This is a genomic window from Biostraticola tofi, assembly GCF_004343195.1.
GTDB classification, from domain to species: domain Bacteria; phylum Pseudomonadota; class Gammaproteobacteria; order Enterobacterales; family Enterobacteriaceae; genus Biostraticola; species Biostraticola tofi.
This window is the reverse complement of sequence record NZ_SMCR01000001.1, coordinates 678,891-704,400: the sequence shown is the minus strand read 5'-3', so window position 1 is coordinate 704,400 and position 25,510 is coordinate 678,891. Positions and strand designations below refer to the sequence as shown.

Annotated in this window: 20 protein-coding genes, 1 tRNA gene and 1 pseudogene; 12 read left to right on the top strand and 10 right to left on the bottom strand. The window is 53.6% G+C overall.

Annotated features, from left to right (window positions below):
• The first annotated feature begins 86 nt into the window (after positions 1-86).
• Positions 87-2,951 carry a two-component system sensor histidine kinase RcsC gene (gene rcsC / locus EDC52_RS03110; protein ID WP_131863857.1) on the top strand — a complete coding sequence of 955 codons (2,865 nt, stop codon included), beginning with the start codon at positions 87-89 and terminating at the stop codon, positions 2,949-2,951.
• A 114-nt stretch (positions 2,952-3,065) separates the two neighbouring features.
• On the opposite strand, the gene rcsB is transcribed toward rcsC, so the two are convergent.
• The 3 genes from rcsB to EDC52_RS03095 form a co-directional block, all read right to left on the bottom strand.
• Positions 3,066-3,716: a response regulator transcription factor RcsB gene (gene rcsB, locus EDC52_RS03105; protein WP_131863856.1), complete on the bottom strand. Its 651-nt coding sequence runs from the start codon at positions 3,714-3,716 to the stop codon at positions 3,066-3,068.
• Between the two features lie 8 nt (positions 3,717-3,724).
• Complete coding sequence (rcsD, locus tag EDC52_RS03100; RefSeq protein WP_131863855.1) at positions 3,725-6,514, bottom strand: phosphotransferase RcsD; 2,790 nt, start codon at positions 6,512-6,514, stop codon at positions 3,725-3,727.
• A gap of 122 nt (positions 6,515-6,636) precedes the next feature.
• Positions 6,637-7,017: a DUF4186 domain-containing protein gene (locus EDC52_RS03095; RefSeq protein WP_131863854.1), complete on the bottom strand. Its 381-nt coding sequence runs from the start codon at positions 7,015-7,017 to the stop codon at positions 6,637-6,639.
• A 697-nt stretch (positions 7,018-7,714) separates the two neighbouring features.
• On the opposite strand from EDC52_RS03095, the gene EDC52_RS03090 reads away from it, so the two are divergent.
• The 3 genes from EDC52_RS03090 (at position 7,715) to EDC52_RS03080 (ending at position 11,122) form a co-directional block, all read left to right on the top strand.
• The gene (locus EDC52_RS03090; protein WP_131863853.1) at positions 7,715-8,827 is read left to right on the top strand and encodes a porin; all 1,113 of its coding nucleotides are present in this window, start codon (positions 7,715-7,717) and stop codon (positions 8,825-8,827) included.
• Positions 8,828-9,431: 604 nt separating this feature from the next.
• The gene (locus EDC52_RS03085; RefSeq protein ID WP_131863852.1) at positions 9,432-10,043 is read left to right on the top strand and encodes a glutathione S-transferase family protein; all 612 of its coding nucleotides are present in this window, start codon (positions 9,432-9,434) and stop codon (positions 10,041-10,043) included.
• An 83-nt stretch (positions 10,044-10,126) separates the two neighbouring features.
• The gene (locus EDC52_RS03080; protein ID WP_131863851.1) at positions 10,127-11,122 is read left to right on the top strand and encodes an ABC transporter substrate-binding protein; all 996 of its coding nucleotides are present in this window, start codon (positions 10,127-10,129) and stop codon (positions 11,120-11,122) included.
• A gap of 110 nt (positions 11,123-11,232) precedes the next feature.
• Here EDC52_RS03080 and EDC52_RS03075 read toward each other — a convergent pair whose 3' ends face one another.
• The 3 genes from EDC52_RS03075 to EDC52_RS03065 are packed head-to-tail and all read right to left on the bottom strand — an operon-like array spanning position 11,233 to position 13,988.
• Entirely contained in the window at positions 11,233-12,099 is an 867-nt protein-coding gene (locus EDC52_RS03075) for an ABC transporter permease (protein ID WP_131863850.1), read from the bottom strand.
• 24 nt (positions 12,100-12,123) lie between these two features.
• On the bottom strand, positions 12,124-12,960 hold the full coding sequence (locus EDC52_RS03070) for an ABC transporter ATP-binding protein (RefSeq protein ID WP_131863849.1): 837 nt from the start codon (positions 12,958-12,960) through the stop codon (positions 12,124-12,126).
• Positions 12,961-12,983: 23 nt separating this feature from the next.
• The gene (locus EDC52_RS03065) at positions 12,984-13,988 is read right to left on the bottom strand and encodes an ABC transporter substrate-binding protein (RefSeq protein ID WP_131864090.1); all 1,005 of its coding nucleotides are present in this window, start codon (positions 13,986-13,988) and stop codon (positions 12,984-12,986) included.
• Between the two features lie 548 nt (positions 13,989-14,536).
• Here EDC52_RS03065 and EDC52_RS03060 point away from each other — a divergent pair.
• From EDC52_RS03060 to cbl, 4 genes and pseudogenes are all read left to right on the top strand, one after another.
• Positions 14,537-14,707 (top strand): hypothetical protein, encoded by a 171-nt coding sequence (locus tag EDC52_RS03060; protein ID WP_131863848.1) that lies wholly within the window; start codon positions 14,537-14,539, stop codon positions 14,705-14,707.
• 20 nt (positions 14,708-14,727) lie between these two features.
• Positions 14,728-15,738 carry a D-cysteate sulfo-lyase gene (cuyA, locus tag EDC52_RS03055; protein WP_131863847.1) on the top strand — a complete coding sequence of 337 codons (1,011 nt, stop codon included), beginning with the start codon at positions 14,728-14,730 and terminating at the stop codon, positions 15,736-15,738.
• Positions 15,738-16,461, top strand: a pseudogene (cuyB, locus tag EDC52_RS03050) (cysteate racemase). Before cuyA ends, cuyB begins: the two are co-directional and overlap by 1 nt.
• Positions 16,462-16,636: 175 nt before the next feature.
• Positions 16,637-17,593 (top strand): HTH-type transcriptional regulator Cbl, encoded by a 957-nt coding sequence (gene cbl, locus EDC52_RS03045; protein WP_131863846.1) that lies wholly within the window; start codon positions 16,637-16,639, stop codon positions 17,591-17,593.
• A gap of 141 nt (positions 17,594-17,734) precedes the next feature.
• On the opposite strand, the gene EDC52_RS03040 is transcribed toward cbl, so the two are convergent.
• Positions 17,735-18,586, bottom strand: coding sequence for an oxidoreductase (locus EDC52_RS03040; protein ID WP_131863845.1), 852 nt, complete (start codon positions 18,584-18,586; stop codon positions 17,735-17,737).
• A 254-nt stretch (positions 18,587-18,840) separates the two neighbouring features.
• Here EDC52_RS03040 and EDC52_RS03035 point away from each other — a divergent pair, with 254 nt between their 5' ends.
• Entirely contained in the window at positions 18,841-19,224 is a 384-nt protein-coding gene (locus EDC52_RS03035; RefSeq protein ID WP_131863844.1) for a YidH family protein, read from the top strand.
• A complete protein-coding gene (locus EDC52_RS03030) occupies positions 19,221-19,553 on the top strand; it encodes a DUF202 domain-containing protein (protein ID WP_131863843.1) in 333 nt (110 codons plus the stop codon). The genes EDC52_RS03035 and EDC52_RS03030 overlap by 4 nt, the downstream gene beginning before the upstream one ends.
• Positions 19,554-20,251: 698 nt before the next feature.
• On the opposite strand, the gene EDC52_RS03025 is transcribed toward EDC52_RS03030, so the two are convergent.
• Positions 20,252-21,430, bottom strand: coding sequence for an alpha/beta hydrolase (locus tag EDC52_RS03025; protein WP_131863842.1), 1,179 nt, complete (start codon positions 21,428-21,430; stop codon positions 20,252-20,254).
• Positions 21,431-21,744: 314 nt separating this feature from the next.
• On the opposite strand from EDC52_RS03025, the gene pagP reads away from it, so the two are divergent.
• Positions 21,745-22,344 carry a lipid IV(A) palmitoyltransferase PagP gene (gene pagP / locus EDC52_RS03020; protein ID WP_407924194.1) on the top strand — a complete coding sequence of 200 codons (600 nt, stop codon included), beginning with the start codon at positions 21,745-21,747 and terminating at the stop codon, positions 22,342-22,344.
• A gap of 99 nt (positions 22,345-22,443) precedes the next feature.
• Positions 22,444-23,082, top strand: a complete 639-nt coding sequence (leuE, locus tag EDC52_RS03015) for a leucine efflux protein LeuE (protein WP_131863840.1) — start codon at positions 22,444-22,446, stop codon at positions 23,080-23,082.
• Positions 23,083-23,576: 494 nt separating this feature from the next.
• Here leuE and EDC52_RS03010 read toward each other — a convergent pair.
• Both EDC52_RS03010 and yejM read right to left on the bottom strand, forming a co-directional pair.
• A tRNA-Pro gene (locus EDC52_RS03010) sits at positions 23,577-23,653 on the bottom strand.
• A 78-nt stretch (positions 23,654-23,731) separates the two neighbouring features.
• On the bottom strand, positions 23,732-25,507 hold the full coding sequence (gene yejM, locus EDC52_RS03005) for an LPS biosynthesis-modulating metalloenzyme YejM (RefSeq protein WP_131863839.1): 1,776 nt from the start codon (positions 25,505-25,507) through the stop codon (positions 23,732-23,734).
• Positions 25,508-25,510 lie beyond the last annotated feature (3 nt).

Sequence of the window (25,510 nt, the reverse complement as noted above, 5' to 3'; positions counted from 1 at the left end):
CCAGCCGATGTGCTGGCCTTTTTTATCGCCGCTGGGTAAATTGACGGCATCGGCCGGACTCGCATACATATCGGAATCAAGCCAGCTTGAAATACTTTTCGTCGTTCCGCACTACGGTCAACGTATCCCGCTATCTGTTCAGAACGCTGGCGCTGCTGTTCTGGGCGCTGGGCGCGTTACTTTCACTGTTTTATATTTTTAGCGTGCTGCATCAGCGTGAGTCTGATTTACGCCAAGATTACGATACCAGTTTCGAGTTGGCCCAGGGCTATTTCCGTCATTCCTCCGATATCATGCGTCAGTTAAAATACATTGCCGAAAATCGGCTTGATAATGGCCACCAGGAAGGCCATCAATCGTTAAATGAAGCGTTCAGCGTCAACCCTGGGGAGACGCAGTTTTATCCGGTGTATCCCAATGCCGATTGCAGCCGCGTTGAGCCTCAGTTTCAGCAGTCCGCCGAATCATTAAGCTATTTCCTTAACTACTGGAAAGATAACTTCTCCGATGCGTATGATCTGAATCGGGTGTTCTACATCAGCCCCGACAGTCAGTGCCTGACGCATTTCAGCCTGCGAAACGCACCGGTCGGTATGCCGGCGGTGCCTAAAAGCCTGCAGCGTCAAATCATTAAATATCACAATACCCGTGCCAATGATCGGGGGGATTACCTGTATTGGGTGGTGCCGGACTCGCGCCCGGACAGCGGCTATTATTATATCCTGACGCCGGTATTCGTCGGTAATCGCCTGGCGGCGCTGCTGGCGGTGGAGTTGGGTATCCGGCTTGAGGATTTTGCCAGCTCCAGCAATCTGCCTATCGGTATTACGCTGCTTTCAGACCATAACAGTCCGGTGATGGCGTTGACTGAAGGAGAGCGTCGCTCATCTTCGCTGCGGGTTTTCCCCGCCGAAGCCGGCTATTTTGGCTATATCGACAGCTTTAAAGATCTGGTGATGAAAAAAGGATTGGCGCCGGCAACCCTGAGTATTGTTTATTCCCTGCCGCTGAACGTGGTCATTGATAAATATCAGTCGCTGATTTTTGTCGTACTGCTGCTGAACCTTTTTTCCGGGCTGCTGCTGTTTGTGCTGACCTGGCTGTTCGAGCGGAAAATGTTTGCGCCGGCGGAAAAGAATGCCTTGCAGTTGGAAGAGAACGAACAGTTCAATCGTAAAATCGTTGCTTCGGCCCCGGTCGGCATCTGTATTCTGCGTATCAGCGATGGCGCCAACCTCATCAGTAATGAATTGGCGCACAATTATCTCAGTCTGCTGACCTTCGAAGATCGCCAGCGGATTATCCATATCATCTGTGGTCAGCAGGTCAATTTTGTCGATGTGATGACCAGTAATAACAATAACCTGCAAATAAGCTTCGTCCATTCACGTTATCGCAATGAGAATGTGGCTATCTGCGTACTGGTCGACGTCAGCGCCCGGGTGCGGATGGAAGAATCGCTGCAGGAAATGGCCGCCGCCGCCGAACAGGCCAGTCAGGCCAAATCAATGTTCCTGGCCACCGTCAGTCATGAACTTCGCACACCGCTGTACGGCATTATCGGCAATCTGGATCTGATTAAAACCAAGGTACTGCCGGAAGGCGTCGACCGTTTTGTGTCGGCGATGAGCAACTCTTCAGCGCTGCTGCTCAGCATTATCAGCGACATTCTCGATTTTTCCAAAATCGAATCGGAACAGTTGAAAATCGAGCCCCGGGATTTTTCACCCCGTGAAGTGGTGAATCATCTGGCGGGTAATTATCTGCCGCTGGTGGTTAAAAAGCGTCTGGCGCTTTACTGCTTTATCGATCCCGCGGTACCGGTAAGCTTGAAAGGCGATCCGGTACGCCTGCAGCAGGTACTGTCCAATCTGCTCAATAATGCCATCAAGTTTACCCAAGGCGGCTGCATCATGCTCAGCGTCTGCTGCGACAGCCATTACCTGAAATTCTGCATTCGCGATACCGGGGTGGGAATCAAGCCCCGGGAACTGATGCGGCTGTTTGATCCGTTTGTCCAGTTGGCCAGCGGTGGCGAGCGTCAGTTCCAGGGTACCGGGCTGGGGCTGGCGATATGTGAAAAGCTGGTGAGCCTGATGGATGGCGATATTAATGTGGAATCTGAAACCGGGCTGGGCAGTCTGTTCACCATCCGCCTGCCGCTGTATAAAGCCCGTTTCCAGCCGACGGTGCTCAATACCGATTTGTATGGCAGGGTGTGCTGGCTGGCGATACGCAATGCTGCCTTGGAAACCTACCTCACCGCCATGCTTGAGGATAATGGACTGCAGGTCAGACGCCACGGCGGGGAATCGATTAACGCCCAGGACACATTTATCTGCGACTATGACTATCCGCCAACCGGCACACCGCGCGCCACAGTACGCTTTATTACCCATCATATCGGCCATGCCGAAGAAAGCATGGTCGGCGACTGGCATATGAGTTCGGCATTTGCCGAGGAGCTGCCGCTGGTGCTGCTGAAAATATATCGCAGCGATTTGGCGCAGCCGTCGTTGCTCACGCTGCCCAGGCCGGTAAATACGGAAGAAAACGCCGATATTCAGATACTGGTGGTGGATGACCACCCAATCAATCGTCGTCTGCTGGCTGATCAGCTAAGCTGGCTTGGCTATCAGGCTATTACCGCCAATGACGGTGTTGATGCGCTGAACATGATCAGTCGACACCAAATCGATATCGTGCTGAGTGATGTGAATATGCCCAATATGGATGGCTATGAACTGACGCGCCGGATACGCAGCCAGGGATTGTCGCTGCCCGTGGTCGGCGTAACCGCCAATGCGCTGGCCGAAGAAAAGCAGCGCTGCCTGGATGCGGGGATGGACAGTTGTCTGCCTAAGCCGGTGACGCTTGAGATACTTGAGCCGGCTCTGGCGAACTATTGTCAGCGCATCAGACTAGAGAGGCATGAGTCATTAAATTACTGATAAAATAGCGAAATACTGATTGAATAGCCGGAATAATCGGTTAAAGGCCTGGGCCCGCGCCGGTACCGCGACAGGATAGGGATATCGCCGTACCAGGGGACCGGGGCCATCCGGTCATTCTTTATCTACCGGGGCCATGCTTACCGATGACAGGTAGTTCAGCAAGCCGATATCATTCTCAACGCCCAGTTTAAGCATGGCTGATTTTTTCTGACTGCTGATGGTCTTGATGCTTCGATTCAGCTTCTTGGCGATTTCAGTGACCAGGAACCCTTCGGCAAACAGCCGCAGCACTTCGCTTTCCTTGGGCGATAGACGCTTATCGCCATAACCGCCGGCACTGATCCGTTCAAGCAGCTTGGCAACGCTTTCCGGGGTGTATTTTTTACCCTTTTGCAGCGAGGCCAGCGCTTTAGGCAGATCGGTAGGCGCGCCCTGTTTTAGCACAATGCCGTCGATATCCAGTTCCAGCACCGCGCTCAGGATCGCCGGATTATTGTTCATCGTCAGCACGATGATCGCCAGTTGCGGGTAGTGGCGTTTGATATATTTTATCAGGGTGATGCCATCGCCGTATTTCTCGCCCGGCATCGACAGATCGGTTACCAGTACATTGGCATCCAGCTTGCCGAGGTTATTGATAAGCGATGTGGAATCTTCAAATTCGCCAACGACGTTAATCCACTCAATTTGTTCGAGCGACTTACGGATGCCGAACAGGACGATCGGATGGTCATCGGCAATAATGACGTTCAGGTTGTTCATGTTATGGTTTACCTTGCATGCTGCAGTAATTTGGTGACAAAATCATCGATCTCTCGGATTTTATTTCCGATTATCAGATGATCCTGCTGCTTGATATGCTGTTCCAGCGTTTCACATAGTTGCTTGCCGGGTTCCAGGTCAAGCATGGCGAAAACGCCTTTCAGCCGATGCGCCGTCTGGGCCAAGGCAGGCAAATCACCCTTCTCGGCTTCAGTATACAGTCTCTTTACGTCATCCGGTACTGTCTCGGCGAACAGGGTGTAATAGTCACCTGATGATAATTGTTTCCTTTCGCTTTCGAAATCGCCGGACGGCGAAAAATCGGCATACTGCAGGTTGTCGCTTTGCCCCAGACGCAGCTCAATCAGCTGCAGTATGGCGTCGAGCAGGGTGATGGCCAGATTGTGATTGGCACGCATCCGTCTGGGCGTCAGCGACAGAATGCCGCTTTCATGACCATCCAGTAAAATAGCAAAATCTTCCAGCCGACTGATGTCATCGGTTATCAGCAGATCATGCTCCTGCGCCAGATGCTGTTCATCGGCATACAGGCATTCCGCCCCCCAGCGCGACAGCATATCGCTGGTGATGCGCCTGACCTGCTCGTTGGCGATATCGAGCAGGACAAGCGTATCGTCCAGGATGTTTTCACCGGCTTCGTTTTCTTCGTCGGCCTCAGGCAGAGCCAGCTGCAGGGTATAAAGCGTCCCAATACCATCATGGCTGCGGATTTCCAGGCGGCCGCCCATTTTTTTACATAACTGGTCGCAGAGGAACCAGGAAAGACCGGATCCGCGGCGATAATGATCGGCCTGGGCCGGGCTGATGAAGGGCTGCTCCACGTTGGCCAGCTCTTCGCGTCCGATACCCTGGCCGGTATCGCTGACGGTAAACAGCAGATGGCCTTCACGCTGCGGATCCCGGTCAACGCTGGTTTCAATTTTACCGAAATGTGTAGTTATGATCGCGTAATCGATCACCAGCAGCAGAGCTTTGGCTAACGCTTCGGCGTCTCCCACATAGAGCTGACCATAGGGCAGCCGGTAATGACTGAACAGGTCCAGCCCCTTCTGACGGATCTGCGGCAGTCGAGACTTCAGTAATGTCTCCAGCAGTTGCTGTGGCAAAAAACGTTCAGGGTTGCTTTTATACTCCCCCGACTCAATTGAATTCAGCAGGCAGATGTTTTCAAACATCGTGCCCAGACTGCGTGACTGCAGCCTGAGCTGGCCAACCCATTGGCGGCGTTCGCCGGCCGGCCGCTGGGTCGACACCACGGAAGTCGCCTCGTCCGTCGACGCCCTGGAAGCGGCGCTGCCCTGGTTCTCCGCCAGGTCGGCATCTGCCTCAGGATAGTCGGCATCCAGTTGATCAATCAGCATATTGAGTTCAACCAATGGCTCATCCAGCTCATTTTGCAGATTTTTAAGAATCGATCGGCGCGCCTGATGATTCTTATTCAGTTCACGCTGGGCCTGCTGCAGCTTCTTGTTGACCAAGACTTCCTTATCCTGATCCAGCAATTGGAAAAGCCAGGTATTGGGCGACAGCTGGCTCTTGAAGGTGCGTATTTCGTAAACTTCGTTGTTCACCGTCGCCTGAATAATACCCTGATGACTTTCCGCCAAATTGGCTATTTTCTGCAGGCTGAGATGGGGCAGCAGGTGATCGGCTATTTTGTTGCTGGCAATAAGCTGGTTGGTGCTGAAGTTGTAAACCAGCAGCCCGAGCGGCAGGTTGGTAATGACTTCGTTACTGAGGGCTTGCTGAGATTCGATAGCCGATGCCATATTATCGCTCGGGTGCAGAAAATTACGCCGCACCAGAAACAGTCCGGCCATCGCCAGGGCCAGCAGTAGCAGATCGATGGCGATCAGCCAGAAATTGTTGCGCATCATGTCCAGCACCAGGCTGCTCATGGGCACCCGATAGACCAGGGTCAGCGGAGAGTTAGCGAAAGGAACGCTGAATTCCAGGTGGCTGCCGTTGATCCGGCTCTGGGTATACAGGCCGGAATCCTCATCTCCCTCATCGGCAGCGCTGTTGTCATTGGAGGTGACCAGGGAAAAGTTGGCCCTGGCCATATTCAGCGGTATGACGTCGTTGATCGGCAAATCAAATGCGATAACCGTCGGCAGATGGCCAGGCTGGTTGAAGATGATGCGCTGGGTAAGATAATAATCATTCTGGAAACGATGCTTGCGCAGGGGCGAAAAGCTTTCACGTTCGTCCAGCACATTCGCCTGGGCCAGCATTTCAGCCCGTCTGGAATCCACCAGCGCACTGATATAGCTGTCCTTGAAGCGCGGGGTAATATCGCGCAGTGGCTGGGTTGAAATCAGCGTCAGGCTGTTATCTGAGCCATTGAGATAATACATGGAATAATTGTTTGTCTCAGAGCCCCAGAGAATGTCCAGGTAGCCTGACATCGCGATCGCCAGACTGAAGCTGGCATTCTCATGGCTACCAAAGATAAGGGCATCGGTTTTTTTATGCGGTTTTTCAACATAATACACATCAGGACGTAGCCGGGTTTCCTGGGCGCCGTTGGCTGCGTCTGCAACCGCGGAGGCGCCGATATTGGATTCGTAAAGCTGATAGGCCACGAAACGATAATTGTCGATACGTTTCTGGATGGCGTTGGAGATGGTGTTCAGGTTGTGTTTTCTTTCCACCAGATAGGCATTGACGGTATGAAAGCAGAACAGCCACAGCGCCAGCAGCAGCATGACGATAAAAGCCATGAAACCACGAGACAGCGCGGTTGAGGTGAAAAACACATTTTTAGTTCGCTTCATGGCGCTTCAGGCTCGTTAACGGAAAACGCGGCGAGCGCTTGCGCTCACCACCAGCAAAAAGAGGGCAGTACAGCCAAAGGCGGTGTAAAGGTCGATGCGAGATTCAGTGGACAGCAGGGGCATCATTGATTTCCTGAAGGAGAGCCGCCGCGTCGCGCCAGCCACAGGGCGATAAACTGGACGATGTACTCCTGCTGGCGTGCATCAAGCGCCTGGCCACGAACAATGCCGTGCCACTTTTCCAGGCAGCCGCGGCAGCAGGTGGCTGTGGCATGCTGGGCGACAAATACCGGGTGGCCGCGCCAGGGCGTTTGTTTGCCGTCTTTGAGAGGCAGTGCCGGCGAAAGACGGGACGCGATGAAATCCCGGGCATGGGATAAAACGTGCTCCATTCCCTTATCATTCAGGTAACGCTGGTCTTTTTCTGTCAATTGAAATGCTGACCTGAACGCGGAGCGTTGCAACCGGCTCCAGATGGCCTCGATATCACCCTTTTGCTGCATGACATCCTCATATGCCTAAACGCCTGTGGTGAGCGGCACAGGTGCTGACGCTCACCGCTGATACACCGCAAAGTATACCATGTTGCGCGACAGTTGACGAAGTTCATCATCCGTACCCTAACACTTTAACGACGGTCAGACCGGCATTTACCCGGTGTCAATATAGATTAGGCGGACTTGCTTCCGTTTCATTGCCGGACAGGGTACATAATCAAGGACAGGGGAATTAAAATAAAAAAACATTATATTAAAGATAATGAAATGCTAGCCATTATAATCAGGCTGGTTGATTTTTACTGGCGATAAATAAACGAAGTGCTAATTAAGGGTAATGCATTGCTAACCGGTAATAACGGCGTCATTTTTAAGCAATAATTGCCTGCTCACTTGGCTGTTCTTTTCATTCAAACGGTAATGTATTCAATTAATTGATGTATAAGGATTATATTATTAGTTATGGTTCCTATATTAGTCAGTAAATATATGTATTTATGCGTTTAACGCGATACAGAAATAGGCGTAAATCCAAGTCTGGTTCGAAAGTTAATTCCGATGTTCCTTGAAAGAAAATGGGTCATTTAGTATTCTCTCGCCGCAAGATTAAAATTAGACATATCCAATAAGAGCACACCTTATTGCTTGCCTCGTATCAGCAAAATAGTGGCTTACTCTACTGAAACGCCTAGAGGAATACATAATGAAACTACGGAATAGTTCTATCCTGATTTCGGTTTTGGCAATGGCCGGTACGGCCAATGCCGCCGAAGTGTTCAATAAAGACCAAACCACCCTGGATTTATATGGCGAGGTGCAAGGGATGCACTATCAGAGCAAAGATGAATCCAACCAGGGTGACCGGTCACACGCTCGCCTGGGCCTGCGCGGCAACACTCAAATCAACAGTGAGCTCAGCGCCTATGGGCGTTGGGAATATGAAGCCAAACTGAACAATGCCGAAGCCGGAGATGGCAACGGCCAGCACACTCGCCTGGGTTATGCTGGGCTCAAGTTCGGCACTGAAGGCGGCACATTTGATTACGGCCGCAATTACGGTGTAATGCATGACGTTGCAGCAATGACCGATGTGCTGCCTGAGTTCGGTGGCGATAGCTTCGAAACGCCGGACAGCTTTATGACCCATCGCGGTACCGGAATGGCCACCTATCGTAATGATAACTTCTTTGGGCTGGTCGAGGGGCTGCACTTTGCCCTGCAGTTCCAGGGGCGCAATGACAAGACCGGCAGCAATCGTAACCTGCTGGGCGCCAATGGTGATGGCTACGGTATGTCGCTGTCCTATGATATTACCGACACGCTCTCTGCCGCCGCTGCGTTCTCCAGCTCCAGGCTGACGGCGGGGCAGAAGCAGCATCTGAACATCGAGGGTGATCGCGCCAATTCGTACGCCGCCGGCCTGAAATATGACGATGAAGCCCTTTACCTGGCCGCTATCTATAATCAGTCTTACCATATGACGCGTATTGGCAATGGCGCTGCGATCGATGGCGTACCGGCCTTTGCATCCAAGTCTGAAAATCTGGAAGTGGTTGCGAAGTATAACTTTGATTTTGGGCTGACGCCGATGGTCGCTTTTGTTCAATCTACCGGCAAAGCCACCGCATTCGATGGACAAACGGTGTCGGGAGCGCTGAAAAAGTACGTTGCCGTAGGCACCAACTACGCGTTTAACAAAAATATCTCTGCCTTCGCCTTGTATCAGTTTAACCTTATCAAGAACAGCGAAGCTGACAAGGCTATTGGTATTGCGACCGACGATATCATGGCGGTAGGCATGCTGTATCAGTTCTGATTGACGGCTTTTAGCCGTATTGCGGCAGCCACATCACGCTGAAAACGAAAAGGCCCCCTGATGCAGGGGGCCTTTCTTTATGGCAATACGGTGATCGACTGAACCGGCGCAGTATCAGCGATGACGTTGACTTATCAACGATTTTTTACGGCTTTCCTGTACGGCTTTGTACAGTGAAAATGCGGCGATGCCGAGCAATACCGCTATGAGAATCATGTTCTGCATGGTCTCTGCTCTCCTTTTTGCAAATGAGTGGCTATTATGCGGATATGAGTAAACAGGTTAATAGGAGCATTCTGCATAAGTCCTGTTTTGGCTGTTTCCCGCCCGACCAAAGCCGATAAATAGCATTTTTGGCTAAAAGGTGAATCATTCTCCTTATTAACAGCATGTTTATGGTGCTATCAGTTAATACGATACTGATCCTTCTCCAGCAGGGCGATTGTGCGTTGCCTGGTTTCCTTCCCAGCCAGGTTGGTATAATCTTGAATCATTACCTTCTTTTCACCGTGCCGTGTGGCGTCCTTGATGAATTGCATACCGCATTAATGCCGTCACAGAGGCGCGCCGATCCTTAGCCTGCATCTGCAAAAAAGGGCGTTTCATGTTTATATTGAGAACCTCGCCGGCGTCTCCCTTTGGTCGTAAGGTTATTATGGTGGCCGCTGTTGTCGGGCTGGCAAATGACATCATCATTGAACACGCTGACCCGATGGATCCTAATGACAGCCTGCATCAGCAGAATGTGCTGGGCAAGATCCCGACGCTGGTACTGCCGGGTGGACAATGCCTGTATGATTCACGGGTGATAGCGGAGTACCTGGACGATCTGGCCGGCGGCGGTAACGTCATTCCGGCTGGCGAAGCGCGCTGGGAAGTGCTTCGGCAACAGGCTGTCGCTGATGGGCTGATGGATGCGGCATTACTTATCGCTTATGAAGGCCGGTTTCGCACTAAAGAACAGGTCAGTGAGAAGTGGGTCAGCCACCAGCAGGGTAAAATCCGCCGGGCGCTGGAATTTATGGCGACCCATTACTGCATACCGGTGCGTGAATCGACCGCGCATCTGGGCGAAATTGCTATGGCGGCTGCCCTGGGCTATCTGGATTTGCGCTTTAACGGCGATTGGCGTGCGGATTTTCCCGGCCTGGTCGGCTGGCTGGATAAATACCGCCAGACGGTACCGTCCTATGATGAAACGGCAATGAAAGGTTAGGCGGCAATATTTGACGGTGGTGATGTTTCATTCCCTGGCTGGGTTCAAGCTGCATTTTTAATGCATGTTCTAAAGGAAAAACAATGACCAGAATTTCATATCTAAACGTGTTGGCCATCGGCGCTGCCGCGCTGATGGGCGTGATGGCAAGTCAGTTGCCGGCCAGAGCGGAATCGAAGCCGGTCAAAGTCACCTTTGTTCAGGAATGGCCGGTTGCCGACGGGTTCTGGATCCCCTGGACACTGGGTATTGCCAAGGGCTTTTACCGTGAAGAGGGGATTGATCTTAATGTAGTGGCACCGCCTACGGTCGCCGATACCATGAAATTCCTTGGCACCGGCCGTGCGGATGTGGCTTTTACCACCGTGATGGACATCATTTTTGCTAAAGAGCAGGGCGCACCGATTATTGCTATTGGCCGTTACGGCACGGGTAATAACTGGGGAATTTTTTCCCCGCAAGGGAAGCCGGTGACCATTGAACAGCTTAAAGGTAAACGCATCGGCATCTATAACGATGCCTGGACCCAGGCCCAGCTGTCATTGATGCTCAAGAGTGCCGGAATGACGCTTAAGGATGTCAACATGGTGGCGGCCTCCGATAATACGGTGCCGCTGTTGCTGCAAAATCGGGTAGATGCGACTACCGGTATTACCAATGCCGAGGGCACCGAGATAAACGTGGTCGGCAAGCAGAAGCCTGAATTCCTGCCGGCAACCGAACATGGCGTGCCCAATACGCCGATCTTCATGTTTGCCGGTAATCAGCAATGGCTGGAAAAAAATCCTGAGCTGGCCAAAGCTTTTATGCGGGCTACCGCCAGAAGCCTCTCCTATGCGATAGAGCATCCTGACGAAGCCACCGCCGCCTTTGCCGCCAAGTACAGTAAGTCTTATGACGCTGCGTTTGTGAAACAGCAATGGCAGGACACGATGGCGGTGCTGGGCGCGCCTGATAAAGACCAACTCAGGCTTGATGACCAGGCCTGGACGGAGCTGCTCACGGCCATCACGTCGATTGGCGTTTTGAAGCAGGCGTTGCCGGCAAATCAATATTATACCAATGAGTATCAGCCCTAATGCCGCTGGCGCCCGGTTTCTGCCTTGATGTTATTATGGCAGGACCGTTCTGGGCGTCGCGTGAGTCTCATCTTCATTAGGTAAAAAAACGGCGAATAGTCGCCGTTTTTTTAACGCTGCATACCCCAGCGTTTGACGGTTAAACGCTCCAGGGTAGTGAAAATCAATCCTTCGACCAGCAGTCCAATCAGCGTCACTGAAATAAGGCCGGCAAACACCCGGTCAGTATAAAGCTCATTACGATTCTGAAAAATATACCAGCCCAGCCCACCGTTGCCGCTGGATGCGCCAAACACCAGTTCAGCGGCAATCAGCGTGCGCCAGGCAAAGGCCCAGCCGATCTTCAGTCCCGACAGGATTGACGGCAATGCCGCCGGAATCAGGATCTGCCGTACATAGCCTAAACCACGCAGATTATAATTACGACCGGTCATGCGCAGCGTATCCGATACGCTGAGAAAGCCAGAATAGGTGTTCAGGGCCAGTGGCCACATCACCGAATGCACCAGCACAAAAATCAGGCTGTTTTCACCCAGTCCAAACCACAGCAGCGCCAGCGGCAGCAGGGCGATAGGCGGCAATGGATTAAACATCGAGGTCAGGGTGCTGAGTAAATCCCGACCGGTGCGGGTAGACACCGCCAGCGAACTCAGCCCGAGCGCCAGCAGAGCCCCAATCACATACCCTTTTATCAGCGTAGACAGCGATACCGACACCTTGGCCGGCAAATCACCGCTGGCGATATCCTCGAAAAAGGCTTTGAACGTCTGAATAAAACCCGGCAGCAGCAGGTCATTATCCTGCCAACGCGCCGCGCCCTCCCAGATAACCGCCAGCAGCAGCAGGATAATGGTTTTTCTCAGCCAGTCCTGCTGCCATAGACGGGCTAGTGCCGGTAACGGCGTTTCACGCTGATCTTGGGTGACCGGCGCCAGGTCACGTATATATTCCGCCCTTACCGGGCCTGATTGAGTCATTGCGGATCCTCCTGGTGATGTAGGTCAACCTATCGCATGCAGCAGGGGCGTCTTTTCCGGCTGACCATCATGCTTGGGATCATCAAACAGCAAAGAATGAATACGTTGCGCGCTTTGCCTGAAGATCGGACTACTCACATCGTCAATGCTGAATTGATCGGCATTCAGCTCAGCCCGCACTCGGCCCGGATGAGGAGAAAGCAACAGGATCCGGCTGCCGATCATCAGGGCCTCTTCAATGGAGTGGGTCACAAACAGCAGCGTAAAAGGCGCGTCTCGCCATAGGCTCAGCAGCTCCTGCTGCATTTTTCGTCTGGTCAGGGCGTCCAGCGCGGCAAAAGGTTCATCCATCAGCAAAATTTTAGGCTGCATCGCCAGGGCGCGGGCGATGGCGACCCGTTGTTTCATGCCGCCGGAAAGTTGGTGGGGATAGGCATCGGCAAAACCGTCCAACCCCACTTTATTGAGATAATATTTCGCTGTTTCCCGGGCTTGCTTGCGACCCGCCTTGCGGCTGGCAACCAGACCGAACATGACGTTTTCCAATACCGTTTTCCAGGGCGGCAATTGATCGAACTCCTGAAACACCATCACCCGATCAGGACTGGGTTGGGTGATGGTGGTTCCCTCCAGCAGGATTTGCCCACCGGCGATCGGTAAAAAGCCGCCCACCGCCTTAAGCAGGCTGGACTTACCGCAGCCGGAGGGACCCAGCAGGATAAAACGGTCCGAGGGGTATACGTCAAAACTGACGTCCTGGGTGGCGCGCACGGTCCTTTGCGGGGTGCGATATTCCAGATTGACGGCGTCAACCTGCAGCAGCGGTGACGCCGAAGACTGACGATGAATGCTGGAGCTCATAGCGTTGTCCCATTAGTGAATGCTTAGTCGCCCGGCAAGGTATAGGCGTCTTCGAAGAAATAGTCTTTCCAGCTGTCGGCTTTGTTTTTCAGTACACCGAGGTCATGCAGTTTTTCAGCATAGACATAGGTTTTTTGCGGGGTGATGGTGAAATCATTTTCCGGATCGTTAATGATTTTCTCAATCAGCGCCAGCGGCAAGCGGGATTTCTCCGTTCTGATATAGGTCTGGGCTGCGGCATTTTTATCTGCTTTAATGATCTTTTCCGCTTCAGCCAGGGCATTGAAAAACGCCCGGTAGGTTTTAGGGTTTTGATCATGGAATTTTTCAGTGGTGTAAAGCAGGTTGAAAGTGCCTTTACCGCCCAGTACATCATAGGAACTGAGGACCTTATGTATTCCCGGATGTTCCAGGGCCTGGTATTGGAATGGCGGGCTGGAAAAATGGGCGGTAATTTCCGATCCTCCTGAAATCAGCGCTGCCGTGGCGTCAGGATGGGGCAGGCTCAGGCTGATGCGGTCAAATTTCTTATACTCATCCTTACCGTACAGTCGAGCGGTTTCAATTTGCAGGGTGCGGGACTGGAAGCCCACGCCCGCCGCAGGAACAGCGATCCGGTCCTTGTCGCTCAGGTCCTGGAGGGTTTTCACCGCCGGGTTATTGCTCAGCAGGTAATTCGGCATTGAGCCCAGCGCGGCGATAGCCTTTACATTCTGCTTGCCGCGGGTACGGTCCCACAGCGTCAATACCGGTGGGGCCCCGGCTGAGGCGACATCCAGCGCGCCGGTCAGTAACGCTTCATTCATTGCCGTTGCGCCGGAAATATTACGCCATTCGACCTCGATAGCCAGGCCTTCAGCCTTGCCCTGTTTTTCAATCAGCTGTTTTTCGCGCACCACGTCCAGAATCAAATAGCCGATGCCGAACTGCTGGGCGATACTGATTTTTCCTTCAGCAGCTGCCGTCCCGGTAGCCAATAATATGCTTAGCGCAACCACAGAGTGTAATGGATTAAATAATTGTTTCATCATTATTATCCTGAATAAGAAATCAATCCCAGGTTCCCAAGCCGGGGGGAGGACGTCCATCATAAAATTATCGTTAGCTGCAGGGTAAAGTGTTTTTTGGAATAATTTAGAAGCAAATTGAAATTAATAATTATGCGCCAGCCGAATATACAAAGGCAAAAACCGAATAAAGCGGTGGTTGAACGTGGCAGATAAACATGTCGGGAATCGGCCTCAGGGGGCGGAATCATTTGCGCTGTGATGTGAGTGGGAGTTATCTCAACTCATTAAAATTTGGGGTCTTTTTAATAGCGCCATCATTTTTATAGTACCCAGCCCGGCATCAGTCCAGGCTCGGCCGAAACCGGGAAAAAACGGATGTCGTATGCAGTTTGAACGCGTAGAGTTATTACTGATTAGGATTGACTATGATACTTCTATTTTACGCCAATGTTGCATGGTTGTTTATATTCTCTTTAGTTTTTTTTCAGCTTTATATAGTTAATTCTTGTTGTTCTGTTAATCGCCACAATAAAGATATAGTGCCGGCATAAATACTGGAGCCCTTTATGCCGCTTTTTCAACATCGGTTCCTCCGGGAATATTGTACCGCCCGGTTGGTTGAACACCCGGTTAATCCGGCCATAGCCGAGCAGGTGGCAAATAATCTGGTCGAGTCATGTCTGAAAGGCCATGACTCCCACGGGGTCACCATGCTGTCGCGGGCAGCAGACATCTGACAATTCAAGGGAGTTACATCATGCATTTGGCTCGTTTTCCGCGCCTGTCCTTAGGCCATTTCCCAACGCCTCTGGAGGCGTTGCCCAACCTGTCCCGCTTCCTGGGGGGACCGACTCTCTATATCAAACGAGATGACAGCACCGGTCTTGCGACCGGCGGCAACAAGACGCGCAAGTTGGAGTTCCTGCTGGCCGATGCCCTAAAACAACGGGCCGACATCATCATCACCCAGGGCGCGACCCAGTCCAACCATGTACGCCAAACCATTGCCGCCGCCAACAAGCTAGGTCTGCAGACCCAGGTACTGCTGGAACAACGAGTCGACAAGTTTGGTGACGATTACCAGCATTCCGGCAATATCCTGCTGGATAACCTGTTGGGTGGCACCATCGTTGAACACCTGCCGGCCGGCAGCGATATGCAGCAGGCAATGGAAGCTCTGGCAGACCAGCTGCGTGCCGGCGGCCATACCCCCTATGTGATTCCCGGCGGCGGCTCCAACCCCATTGGCGCCTTGGGCTATGTGGCCTGTGCCGAAGAGCTGCTATATCAATCCAGCCAGCAGCGACTGCGTATCGACCATGTGATACATGCCACCGGCAGCACCGGCACCCAGGCGGGGCTGGTGGCCGGGCTTGCCGCCACCAATAGCCACATACCGGTACTGGGTATCAGCGTGCGGGCCCCGCGCGAGAAGCAGGAAGAAAATGTCTATTCGCTGGCCTCCCGTACTTGGCAGTTGCTTGGCGCTCGGGGTGAGCTGGATCATGACGCGGTGGTCGTCAACAGCGACTATGTGGGTGAAGGTTATGGTTTGCCTACCGCCGGCACCCTTGAGGCAATAAAACTGCTGGCCGAACTTGAAGGGATCCTGCTGGATCCGGTGTATTCAGCTAAAGGTATGGCGGGGCTTATCGATCTGATTCGCAAAGGTCGTTTTGGCCAAGGTGAAAACCTGGTGTTTATCCATACCGGCGGTTCAGCGGGGCTTTGGGGCTATCGCCAATTGCTGGAACAGCAGGCGCGCTGATGAGCGGCTTCCTCCTCGGGGTGCTGGGCGGTATGGGACCCCTGGCGACGGTCGATCTGCTCGATAAAATCATCAGCCAGACACCGGCCGACAGCGATCAGCAGCATGCGCCGGTGGTGATATGGAACGTGCCGCAGATAGCCGACCGGCAGCGGGCGTTGGCGGGTACCGGCCCTTCACCGCTGCCGGCGCTCAGGGAAGGTATCGCCCGGCTGAACGGGGCGCGCGAGCCATATTCTGATCGCCTGCAATACCGCTCACCACTGGTATCTGGCGCTGGTAGAGGAAAGCCGGGCGCCGATTGTGCATATCGCAGATGCGATATTGCCTTTGCTGCAGGCGGCCTCGGGCGTGCGGCAGGCGGGTCTGATTGCCACTCAGGGCACGCTGGACGCCGGCTGGTATCAACAGCGTCTTACGGATGTGGGTATCGAGCCGCTATTGCCCACCGCCAAAGAAATGACCGAGCTGTTTGTGCCTGGCTGTTATGCGGTCAAACAGGGCCGGCTGGCGCAGGGCGGAGAGTTGCTCTCTGAGCTGTGCGCCCGTCTGAATGGACGCGGGGCTGAGCGGCTTATATTGGCCTGTACGGAAGTGGCCCCGGCCTTGGCGGCGGTGCAATCCCGCTATCAGCCCTTGAGCCTGGACACCACTTTGGCGCTGGCCCAGGCCGGAGTGCGGCTGTGGCTGGAGCACCGGCCAGCGGTGGCGGCATCTCTTTAGGTCTAAGCGGGAGCACCGGCCAGCGGTGCCGGCAGCGGTATAGGTGAAAAAAGCATAGGCTTAGCCATTTTTTTCCTTATTATAAAAAACTATAAGTTAACCTGTTTTCATATTTGCTCGCCGCATACTTCCTCTGTATCTATAGTCTATCAGGACACTCTAGGGGGTAGGGCACGTGAACTTTCAGCAATTGCGTATTATCCGGGAATCAGCCCGGTGTAATTATAATCTGACTGATGTGGCCGGCATGTTGTTTACTTCGCAATCTGGCGTCAGTCGACATATTCGCGAGCTGGAAGAAGAATTGGGCGTTGAAATTTTCATTCGCCGTGGCAAGCGTCTTATTGGCATGACCGAGCCAGGAAAGACCCTGCTTACCGTCGCTGAGCGGATCCTCAATGATGCCAATAACATTCGCCGCATTGCCGATGTTTTTGCCAATAAAGACTCAGGCGAATTATCAATCGTAACCACCCATACCCAGGCCCGCTACAGCCTGCCGGGCGTCATCAAACAGTTCAGGGAACTGTTTCCCCGGGTCAGGCTGATCCTGAATCAGGGCAGCCCGGAAGAGATTGTGTCCATGCTGCAGTCCGGTGAGGCGGATGTCGGCATTGCCAGTGAAAAACTGATGACCGAAGATCAGCTGGCGGCCTTTCCATACTATCGCTGGCATCATACGGTGCTGGTACCGGAAGGGCATCCGCTGACCAGGGAAGCGCATCTCAGCCTGGAAGCCCTCAGCCAGTATCCACTGGTGACCTACAGGCGAGGTATTACCGGCCGGTCAAGGCTGGATGTGGCCTTTAAAGCCGCCGGGCTCAAGCCGGAGGTGGTGTTGAGCGCCCAGGATTCGGATGTGATAAAAACCTATGTCGAGCTGGGACTCGGCGTCGGCTTGCTGGCGGATATGTCCTATAGCAGGGAACGAGACCCAGGCCTGGTCAGTATTAACGTGGAGCATTTGTTTGAAGCCAACACCGTTTGGCTGGGGGTGAAACGAGGACAGCTGCAGCGCAAATATGCCTGGCGCTTTATCCAGCTCTGCAACCCGGAACTGTCGCTGACCGAGATTGAGGAAAAAGTGTTGACTGCCCAGGCGAACGAGCCGGCACTGGATTACCAGATCTGACCGATGCCGGTCAGCCCGCATCGGTCAAACGCTGCACCAGTGCGGGTCAGCCCGCATCGGTCAAACGCTGCACCAGTGCGGGCCAGCCCGCATCGGTCAAACGCTGTTCCGGTGGGGGCCAGCCCGCATTTCGAACGCGAGTTACTGCCCTTCTGGAAAATCCGCTCCGCGCGAGACCTCTTCCCAGGCATTGAAATCCCTTTGCAACAAGGCGATTTTTTTGTAGGCATTATCCATTGCCGGATTGCCCAGCACCAGCCGTAGCGGCGGATTTTCGGCTTCAACCGCTTTCACGATAGCCTGCACCGCGCGTACCGGATCTCCCGGTTGCCTGCCGCTGTTTTCCCGGCTGGCATTCTGACGCTTATGGGCGGTATCGGCGTAATCGGCGATAGTTTGCGGTGCTTCATCGGCTGAGCGTCCCGCCCAATCGGTGCGAAACGGACCCGGCTCAACAATCAGCACCTTGATACCCAGCGGCTCCACTTCCTGCGACAGGGATTCGGAGAGCGCTTCCACAGCAAACTTGGTGGCATGATAAAAACTCAGCGCCGGGAAGGTGGTAATGCCGCCTATCGACGAAATATTGACGATAGTGCCGCTGCGCTGACGCCGCATCACCGGCAGGGCTGCTCTGGTCATAGCGGTCAAGCCCCAGACGTTGATATCAAACATCCGCTGCACCGCGTCGAGGGCGCTCTCTTCAAAAGAGCCGAAGTAACCGACGCCGGCATTGTTGACCAGTACATCAATACCGCCAAATCGATCGTCGGCTGCCTTTAATGCCGCCTCCACCTGGTCCTGGCGCGTGACGTCCAGCGCCAGCACCAATGCATGATCCTCATGGCCGGCCACGATATCGGCGATCTTGTCGGGATTACGGGCGGTAACGACGGTCGGATATCCCAGCGACAGGGTGTGGATTGCCAGTTCTCGGCCAAAGCCGGTAGAGCAACCGGTGATGAACCATACCGGTTTGTGTGATTGTGTCATGTCTGTTCTCCCATGAAATGACGTACTGCTGGAATATGAAGAGTGTAGCCGGTTCAGGTAGTATTTATACGCAGAAGTTGCCATTATCAACCAGGATGGCCGGAGCTACGTGGTGCTTTTCCCTGAAAGCGTGGTGCTTTATCTCCGCATATGCTGTGCCTTATTTCCGCACTCGCTGTGCCTTATCACCGTACACGCTGTGCTTTATCCGTAAAAACGTCGCTATTTTACCTTGTGAGGCAGCATAACCTGTTATGAATAATCCGACTGAGTCTTCTGGTAATAACCGGCGCACTCCCTGGTGGCTGAAGGGGAAAACGCCTGATTATCGCTTCTCACTGGCCAATGAGCGTACGTTCCTGGCCTGGATCCGTACGGCCCTGGCTTTTCTGGCCGGTGCCATCGCCATTGATCAGTTTGCCGATCGACTGGGGTCGCCGCTGTTCAGGGTAGGGCTAGCGGTTGCGCTGGCGACGGTTGCCGCCCTGCTGGGGTTGATGGCCTATCGCCGCTGGGCGGCCAACGAGCTGGCGATGCGCACCGATGCCTCATTGCCCGCCACGCCGATGCTGCTGGCGCTGGCCGTTTTTATTTCGGCTATTGCGCTGGCGGTCATCGCCATGATGCTACTGTCATGAGCGCCGGCCTTTCGTCGCCTCGGCCGCCCCGCGATCCGGGCCTGCAACCTGAAAGAACCGGTCTTGCCTGGTATCGAACCGCCTTTGTCGCCCTGGTTCTGGGACTATTACAACTGCGAACCGGCTTTGCCCATGGTGATATCCTGAAACTGGCTGCCTGCATCACACTGGTGCTGATGTCTTTAGCCATGACGCTGTGGGGCAACTATCGTCTCACGTTCGTCAATACCGCCACGCCTGAACACATCCGGCTTACGCGCTGGGCAATGGCGGCGACCGTGGTAATGCTGACGTTGGCCGCTTTTTTGACCGCTATCGCCACCGATTGAAGTATGCGGCCCAAGGCCGGTCGATTTTATCATTTTATCTGCGTGCACCGCGTTTTTTCAAACTGCCCTATACTGGGACGGTTAACGCAGCTGTCTGCGTTACTCTTGCCGCCGGGGTAAGGGCAATGCTGCAAATAACGTCATTCATCTTCGTTCGTGCTGGTAAGGCCGTGGTCGACTACCGTTTTTGTTAAACCGTGGAGCCTGCTGCCGTTATTAACATAAGTATTTCTGAATTGTGACAGTTATCACTGAAGTAAATTAGGAACAATCTTAATGTGCCTTGGCCCTAAATTGTACCGGTTTACCGAGAACCGCCAGCGCCGCCGCAGCCCGGTAAAGCGAGTTGTTTCAACAACCCGGCCCGGGTGTTTAGGCGTATTTCGCTCACAAAAGCGCATCGGCTACTTACCTCCTCTGAGCGAGGGAGTACAGCAAAGGTTGTCGGTGCGCTTCTTTGAGAACAGGTTGGCCCCGTCGCAGGACGGGGCTTTTTTTTGCTTTGCGTCAGGCCGTCGTCTCAGGCATAAATAAACGAGACAAAGCTGATAATGGTTAACAGCAGGGCTACCACAAATGCCATATCGTTAATGTGCATGATGACCTCCCGGTGTGTGGGATTATCATCTCGCGGCCGAAGGGCGCCGGCTGTGATGGCATTATCATATTTACTCTAAACCGGGCTGGGCCGCCGGGCGTTATTCCAGGGGGGTGCCTTGCGACAGAAACGCCGATATGGCCAGATTCTGCTCATCCCAGTAAGGATTAAACGTTAACCGTGCATGAACCTTATCGCGTTCCTGATAGCCCCAGTCTGAATACCACACTTCCTGCCCGGCAAGGCATGCCTTGAGAGCGCTTTCTTCCTGGCCGTTCCAGCAAAATTTTTCCCGCGCCGATTCACCGTACAGCGGATTGTCCGGTGCAAACAGAATGCCCATATGTGAGAACTGGCTAATACGTAACCGGGGCAGCGCATCGGGCTTCACCCTGATCCGCGGCGAGGGCGGCACCCCCGCGGGTAAATCGCCATACCAGTAAAGTCGACTGCCGGGATGGGTAAAATAGCGTTGAAAGGCAGCCAGCGTGTAGGCGGTGTCCAGGACGGAATCATGGGCCACCGTGATGATCATGACCGGCTTAGCATAATGGCCGGCATGCCGCAGCTGAGATTTCGCCTGCCGGCTGGTGCGATAAAACAGCGCGAACCCGTTAGTAGGGGTATTCATATAACGCACCGAGGTCTGCAGGGGCCGCGAACCATCGGGCTTGCGTAGCCAGTCTTTGAAGGGGCGGAGCCACGGCGTAAGCCAAACCAGCTGGTTTCTGGCGCTGAAAGCAGGCGAAAACAGTATTAAGCCCGCAATTTCATGATGTTGGACGGCATACTTCGTTGCCAGATTGGCACCGGTAGAAAAACCGCCCAGCCAAACATGCGGCACCTCTCGGCGCATGATGTCGGTTTGGCGCTGGATCAATTGGTGCCAATCTTCCAGGCTGACTGCCATCAAATCCTCCGGCTTGGTGCCATGCCCCGGTAGCAGCAGCGTTCTCACCAGATAGCCCTTGGCCGCCAGCACCGGACCGATATCGCTGAAGGAATAGGGTGAGTCGCCCAGACCGTGGATCAACAGCATACCGCCTTTGGGCTGACCTTGCGGGCGCCATTCCCGGGGTTGGTTGTAGCCGATTTCAGCCTGTCGATCAGGGGTCTGGAATCGTCGGTGGCTCTCCAACTGCTGCCGGGATTGCTGCTGATACTGGACAAAACTGTCGGCATCCGGTGACGGCCAAGTCGGCGCGGCGGCGCGGCAGGCGGTCAACAGCAAGAGAAAAGGCAGTATCGCCCAGCGCATCTTCAGGCATAGAACGGTCATGAACCCTCTGTTGGTCAGGATGGGTGAACATTGAACAGTCGCCATCGCCATTATCTGTCCAGTCCAGACTTAATTTACGGCAATAACGTTACCGGCGAGCTTCACTTTTCCCGATCAGTCCTAAGTGCAACAGGCTATCGGGTGTATGCCGTCAATAATGTCTTAGGTTGTTTAATGTCCGTTTGGTTTGTTTTTGGCATAATTATAACTATTCATTAAGTTATTTACCTTAGTATTGCTAATTGTTGGCGCGAAATATACCTGCCGGCCTCATCAGGAGTTAAGTAGTGCAGTTGTGTCGGTTTTGGCAGTGCTTGGTGTTTACGGCATTTTTTGCTTTATGTGATGCTCAGGCTCTTGAATCTGCTCCGGTGGCTGCGCATCAGCCAATCGGAAAAATCGATCAACCCTCAGCGGCCTCACGGCCTACACCCGGCGGAATTTGGCAAAGCCTGGTCAGTAATGTTCAGGAGACCTGGCAACACTCGCCGCAAAGGGATCTTTATCTGCCGGTCATTACCTGGCATAACCGTTTTACGTACGATAACGACCATATCAAGCGCTACAATGAGCGCCCGTGGGGCGCGGGCTATGGCATATCCCGCCATGATGAGAACGGCGACTGGCACGGCATCTACCTGATGGCTTTCAAGGATTCTTTCAACCATTGGGAGCCATTTGGCGGCTACGCCTGGGAAAAACAATGGTATCCATCAGCGAATAAGAAATTTCGGCTCGGAGCCGGTTATACGGCGGGTTTCACCCTGCGCGAAAACTGGAAATACCTACCGGTGCCCGCGGTGCTGCCGCTGGCCTCCGTCAGTTACGGCGATCTGACCTTCCAGGCAACCTATATCCCAGGCAGTTACAATAACGGTAACGTGTTTTTTGGCTGGTTGCGCTGGTCTTTCTAGACTTCATCTGGCCAGCTGGCACTGGCGGCGTCTGGCGGTCACTTCCCCTAATGGGTATGATGCTGAGGTGTCGATAATTAGCGCATAGCAGGGAAGCACATGTTTGAAAGCGTGGGGGTGATAAATGTTTGGACCTATCTGGCCGGCCTGGTGTTTATCATTATTTTGCCGGGGCCTAATTCGCTGTATGTGCTGCGCACCGCCGCCGCCCGAGGGGTAAAAGCCGGTTATATCGCTGCATCAGGGGTGTTCCTCGGTGATGCGATGCTGATTTTCTGCGCCTATATCGGCGTGGCCTCCCTCATTAATACCACGCCGTTGCTGTTTACACTGGTGCGCTCACTGGGCGCGCTTTATCTGTTTTATCTCGGTGCCGGGCTGATTTACCAAAGCCTGCGTACAACACCAGCGCCATCGGCAGCCGTTGTCGCTCCCCGGGAAAACATCATCAGCAAGTCACTGACGCTTAGCCTGACCAATCCGAAAGCCATCCTGTTCTATGTCTCCTTTTTTGTGCAGTTCATTGATTTTGGTTATGCCCATACCTGGCTGTCGTTCACCGTATTAGCGCTGATACTGGAAGGGGTCAGTTTTTCCTACCTGACGCTTATTATCTTTTCCGGCACCCTGCTGGCGCGGTTCTTCCAGCGTAAACGCGGCTTGGCCAAGATAGGCAACAGCCTGGTCGGGATGGTTTTCCTGGGGTTTGCCGCCCGGCTGGCGGCGGCGGTCTTGTAACGGCAACGGTGATTCGGTTTCAGGCTCGCAGGCCTGAACCAGCAGAGATGCTATACCGTCTTTAGCGGCGACTTCCCGATAGGCCTTGTGGCGGGAATTTTCATTCTCAAGCATTTTCTTTGCATTATTGCCGGCTACAACAGCGATGCAAATGGCTATAGCTAACGACATAATAAAGAAAAGCGGCTATGACATCAGCTTAAGAAAATCAGCCAAGCATAAAGATTTATATGAAGTGCAGGCCAGATATAGCTCAATATATTCGCTGTAAAGGATATAGTTAATAGTATGAGGAATAATAGAATAACGAGTACAACGCCCTGAACCACGAATTTACCACCCTGCATAGCGACATAAAAATAGGCATGCCATCCGTTACTGCTAACAGTTTGCTGTACATCTGGATTAAGGCGATATTACCCTTCTTTTACCCTCCGCCATATCACAGGCGAAAAAAAACCAACCACAAGTGGTTGGTTTTCTTCAGGATGTATTGGTCGGCATGAGAGGATTCGAACCTCCGACCCCCGACACCCCATGACGGTGCGCTACCAGGCTGCGCTACATGCCGACTTCATGGGCGCCTATACTACCGTTTCCTGGGCTTAATGCAATAGCACATTGAAACGACTGCTTTAGATTTAAGCAGTTAGTTGGCAATAAAGCGTTTTTCATCGGTCAACACCTGTAGCAGCAGGGCCAACTGCGGTTTTGCATGGCGAATTTCTTTGCCCTGCAGGTCATAGGTGCGGTAATCGCCGTTATTCTGCAGCAAAATAGTCTGGGTCGAGGTGGTAATGACCAGCACGCCGTCATCGCCGCTGGTTACCCAGTTATTACGGCGTGCGGGAGCAAACAGGTCTTCTCCCTGGGAATAATCGCTTGCTCGGGTGCTGGTATGCAGCAGGCGCTGCATCAGCGTGACCGTAACATCATTGTGATAGGTCAGTTTATCCACCGACTGGGCCGGGGTAGCGGGCCAATGCAAGACAAGCGGCACCTGCAGCTGCACCCGGTTGAACTGCGTGCCGGTTTCGTGCCGGCCGCTGTCGTTGTCATCAAGCTCCAGCCCGTTGGCGGCGGTAATGACCACCACGGTATTGTCCAGATCGCCTTTTTCCCGCAGGGCGTCCAGCAGTTGGCCTAGCTGATTATCCAGCCGCTGGGCATTGTCGCGATAGCGGCGGGTGATAGTGGGGCTGTTATTCTCGCTGGCGCTGACATCGGTACCATTGAGGGCAATATAAGAGAACCATGGCGAACCGCCGGCATAGGACTGCCGCCACTGTTTCCATTGCTGAACGGTCTGGGCATCGTCCTGCTTTTTCGCCGGCGGCAAGCTGAAGTCGGTCAATAGCGCCTGACGATAAAGCGGGTCAGCAAAACCATTGGATGAGAACAGGCTCATCTGGTAATCCTGGCGGGCCAGGGCTTCAAACAGCACCGAGGATTTCCGCGCCGCCAGAATACCCTGCATATAGGATGATGAAATCCCGTAGAACAGGCCGAACAGACCGGTATCGGCCTGGTTACCGGTGCTGAAGTGATGATTGAACCTGACATTCTCGGCCGCAAAGTCGCGCAGCCGGGGCATGGACTGGTTGACGGTATCGTTGCGCAATGTCCCGGTGGTCACCACCAGCAGATTATAGCCAGCGCCTTTATTGCTAAAAGCCAGGCTGCTAAGCGGATATTCCACGGCGGCAGCGTCCGGGCTACCCTGTTGCGTCAGCCGTCGCTCATAGGCCTGGGCATCGAGCAGGCCGTGACGTTCCAGGAAACGCCGGGCGGTCATCGGGTAGGAAAGCGGCAGGTTGGCGCGCTGCATGGTAATCGGCCGGTAAAAATTGGCATCGGCCCAGATATAGATAAGGTGTGATGCCAGGAAAGCGGTGATAAACACAGTGGTAATGGGTTTCCCCATTTTACGCCGGCTCAAGCTGCGCAGCTTTTGCCAGCACCAGGTGCCGAACAGCATTTCTACCAGGAACAGCACCGGGATGCTGATGAACATCAATTGCCAGTCGCGGGCCAGTTCACCCTGCTCGGGATTGACCACCAGCTCCCACACTACCGGATTGAGGTGGAGATGGAAGCGGGTAAACACCTCGGTATCCACCAGCAGCAGCGTCAGCGCGCTGGTGGCGATAATGGCCGAGATAAATCGTAGCAGCCGCTGGGACATCACCACAAAGGTCAGTGGGAAAATTAACAGCAGGTAAAGCGTAAAGCCAAGAAAGCCAAAGTGGCCGATCCAGCTGACAAACGCGTAAACGCGCCCGGCGAGGGATCCTGGCCAGTCGGAGACAAACAAATAGCGGCTGCCCAGCGCCAGGCTGAGCAGGATATTAAAAAGCGCGAACCAGTGACCCCAGCTGATCATTTGGGAGACTTTGTCACCGTACCGCTGACTATTTGTTACCATAAT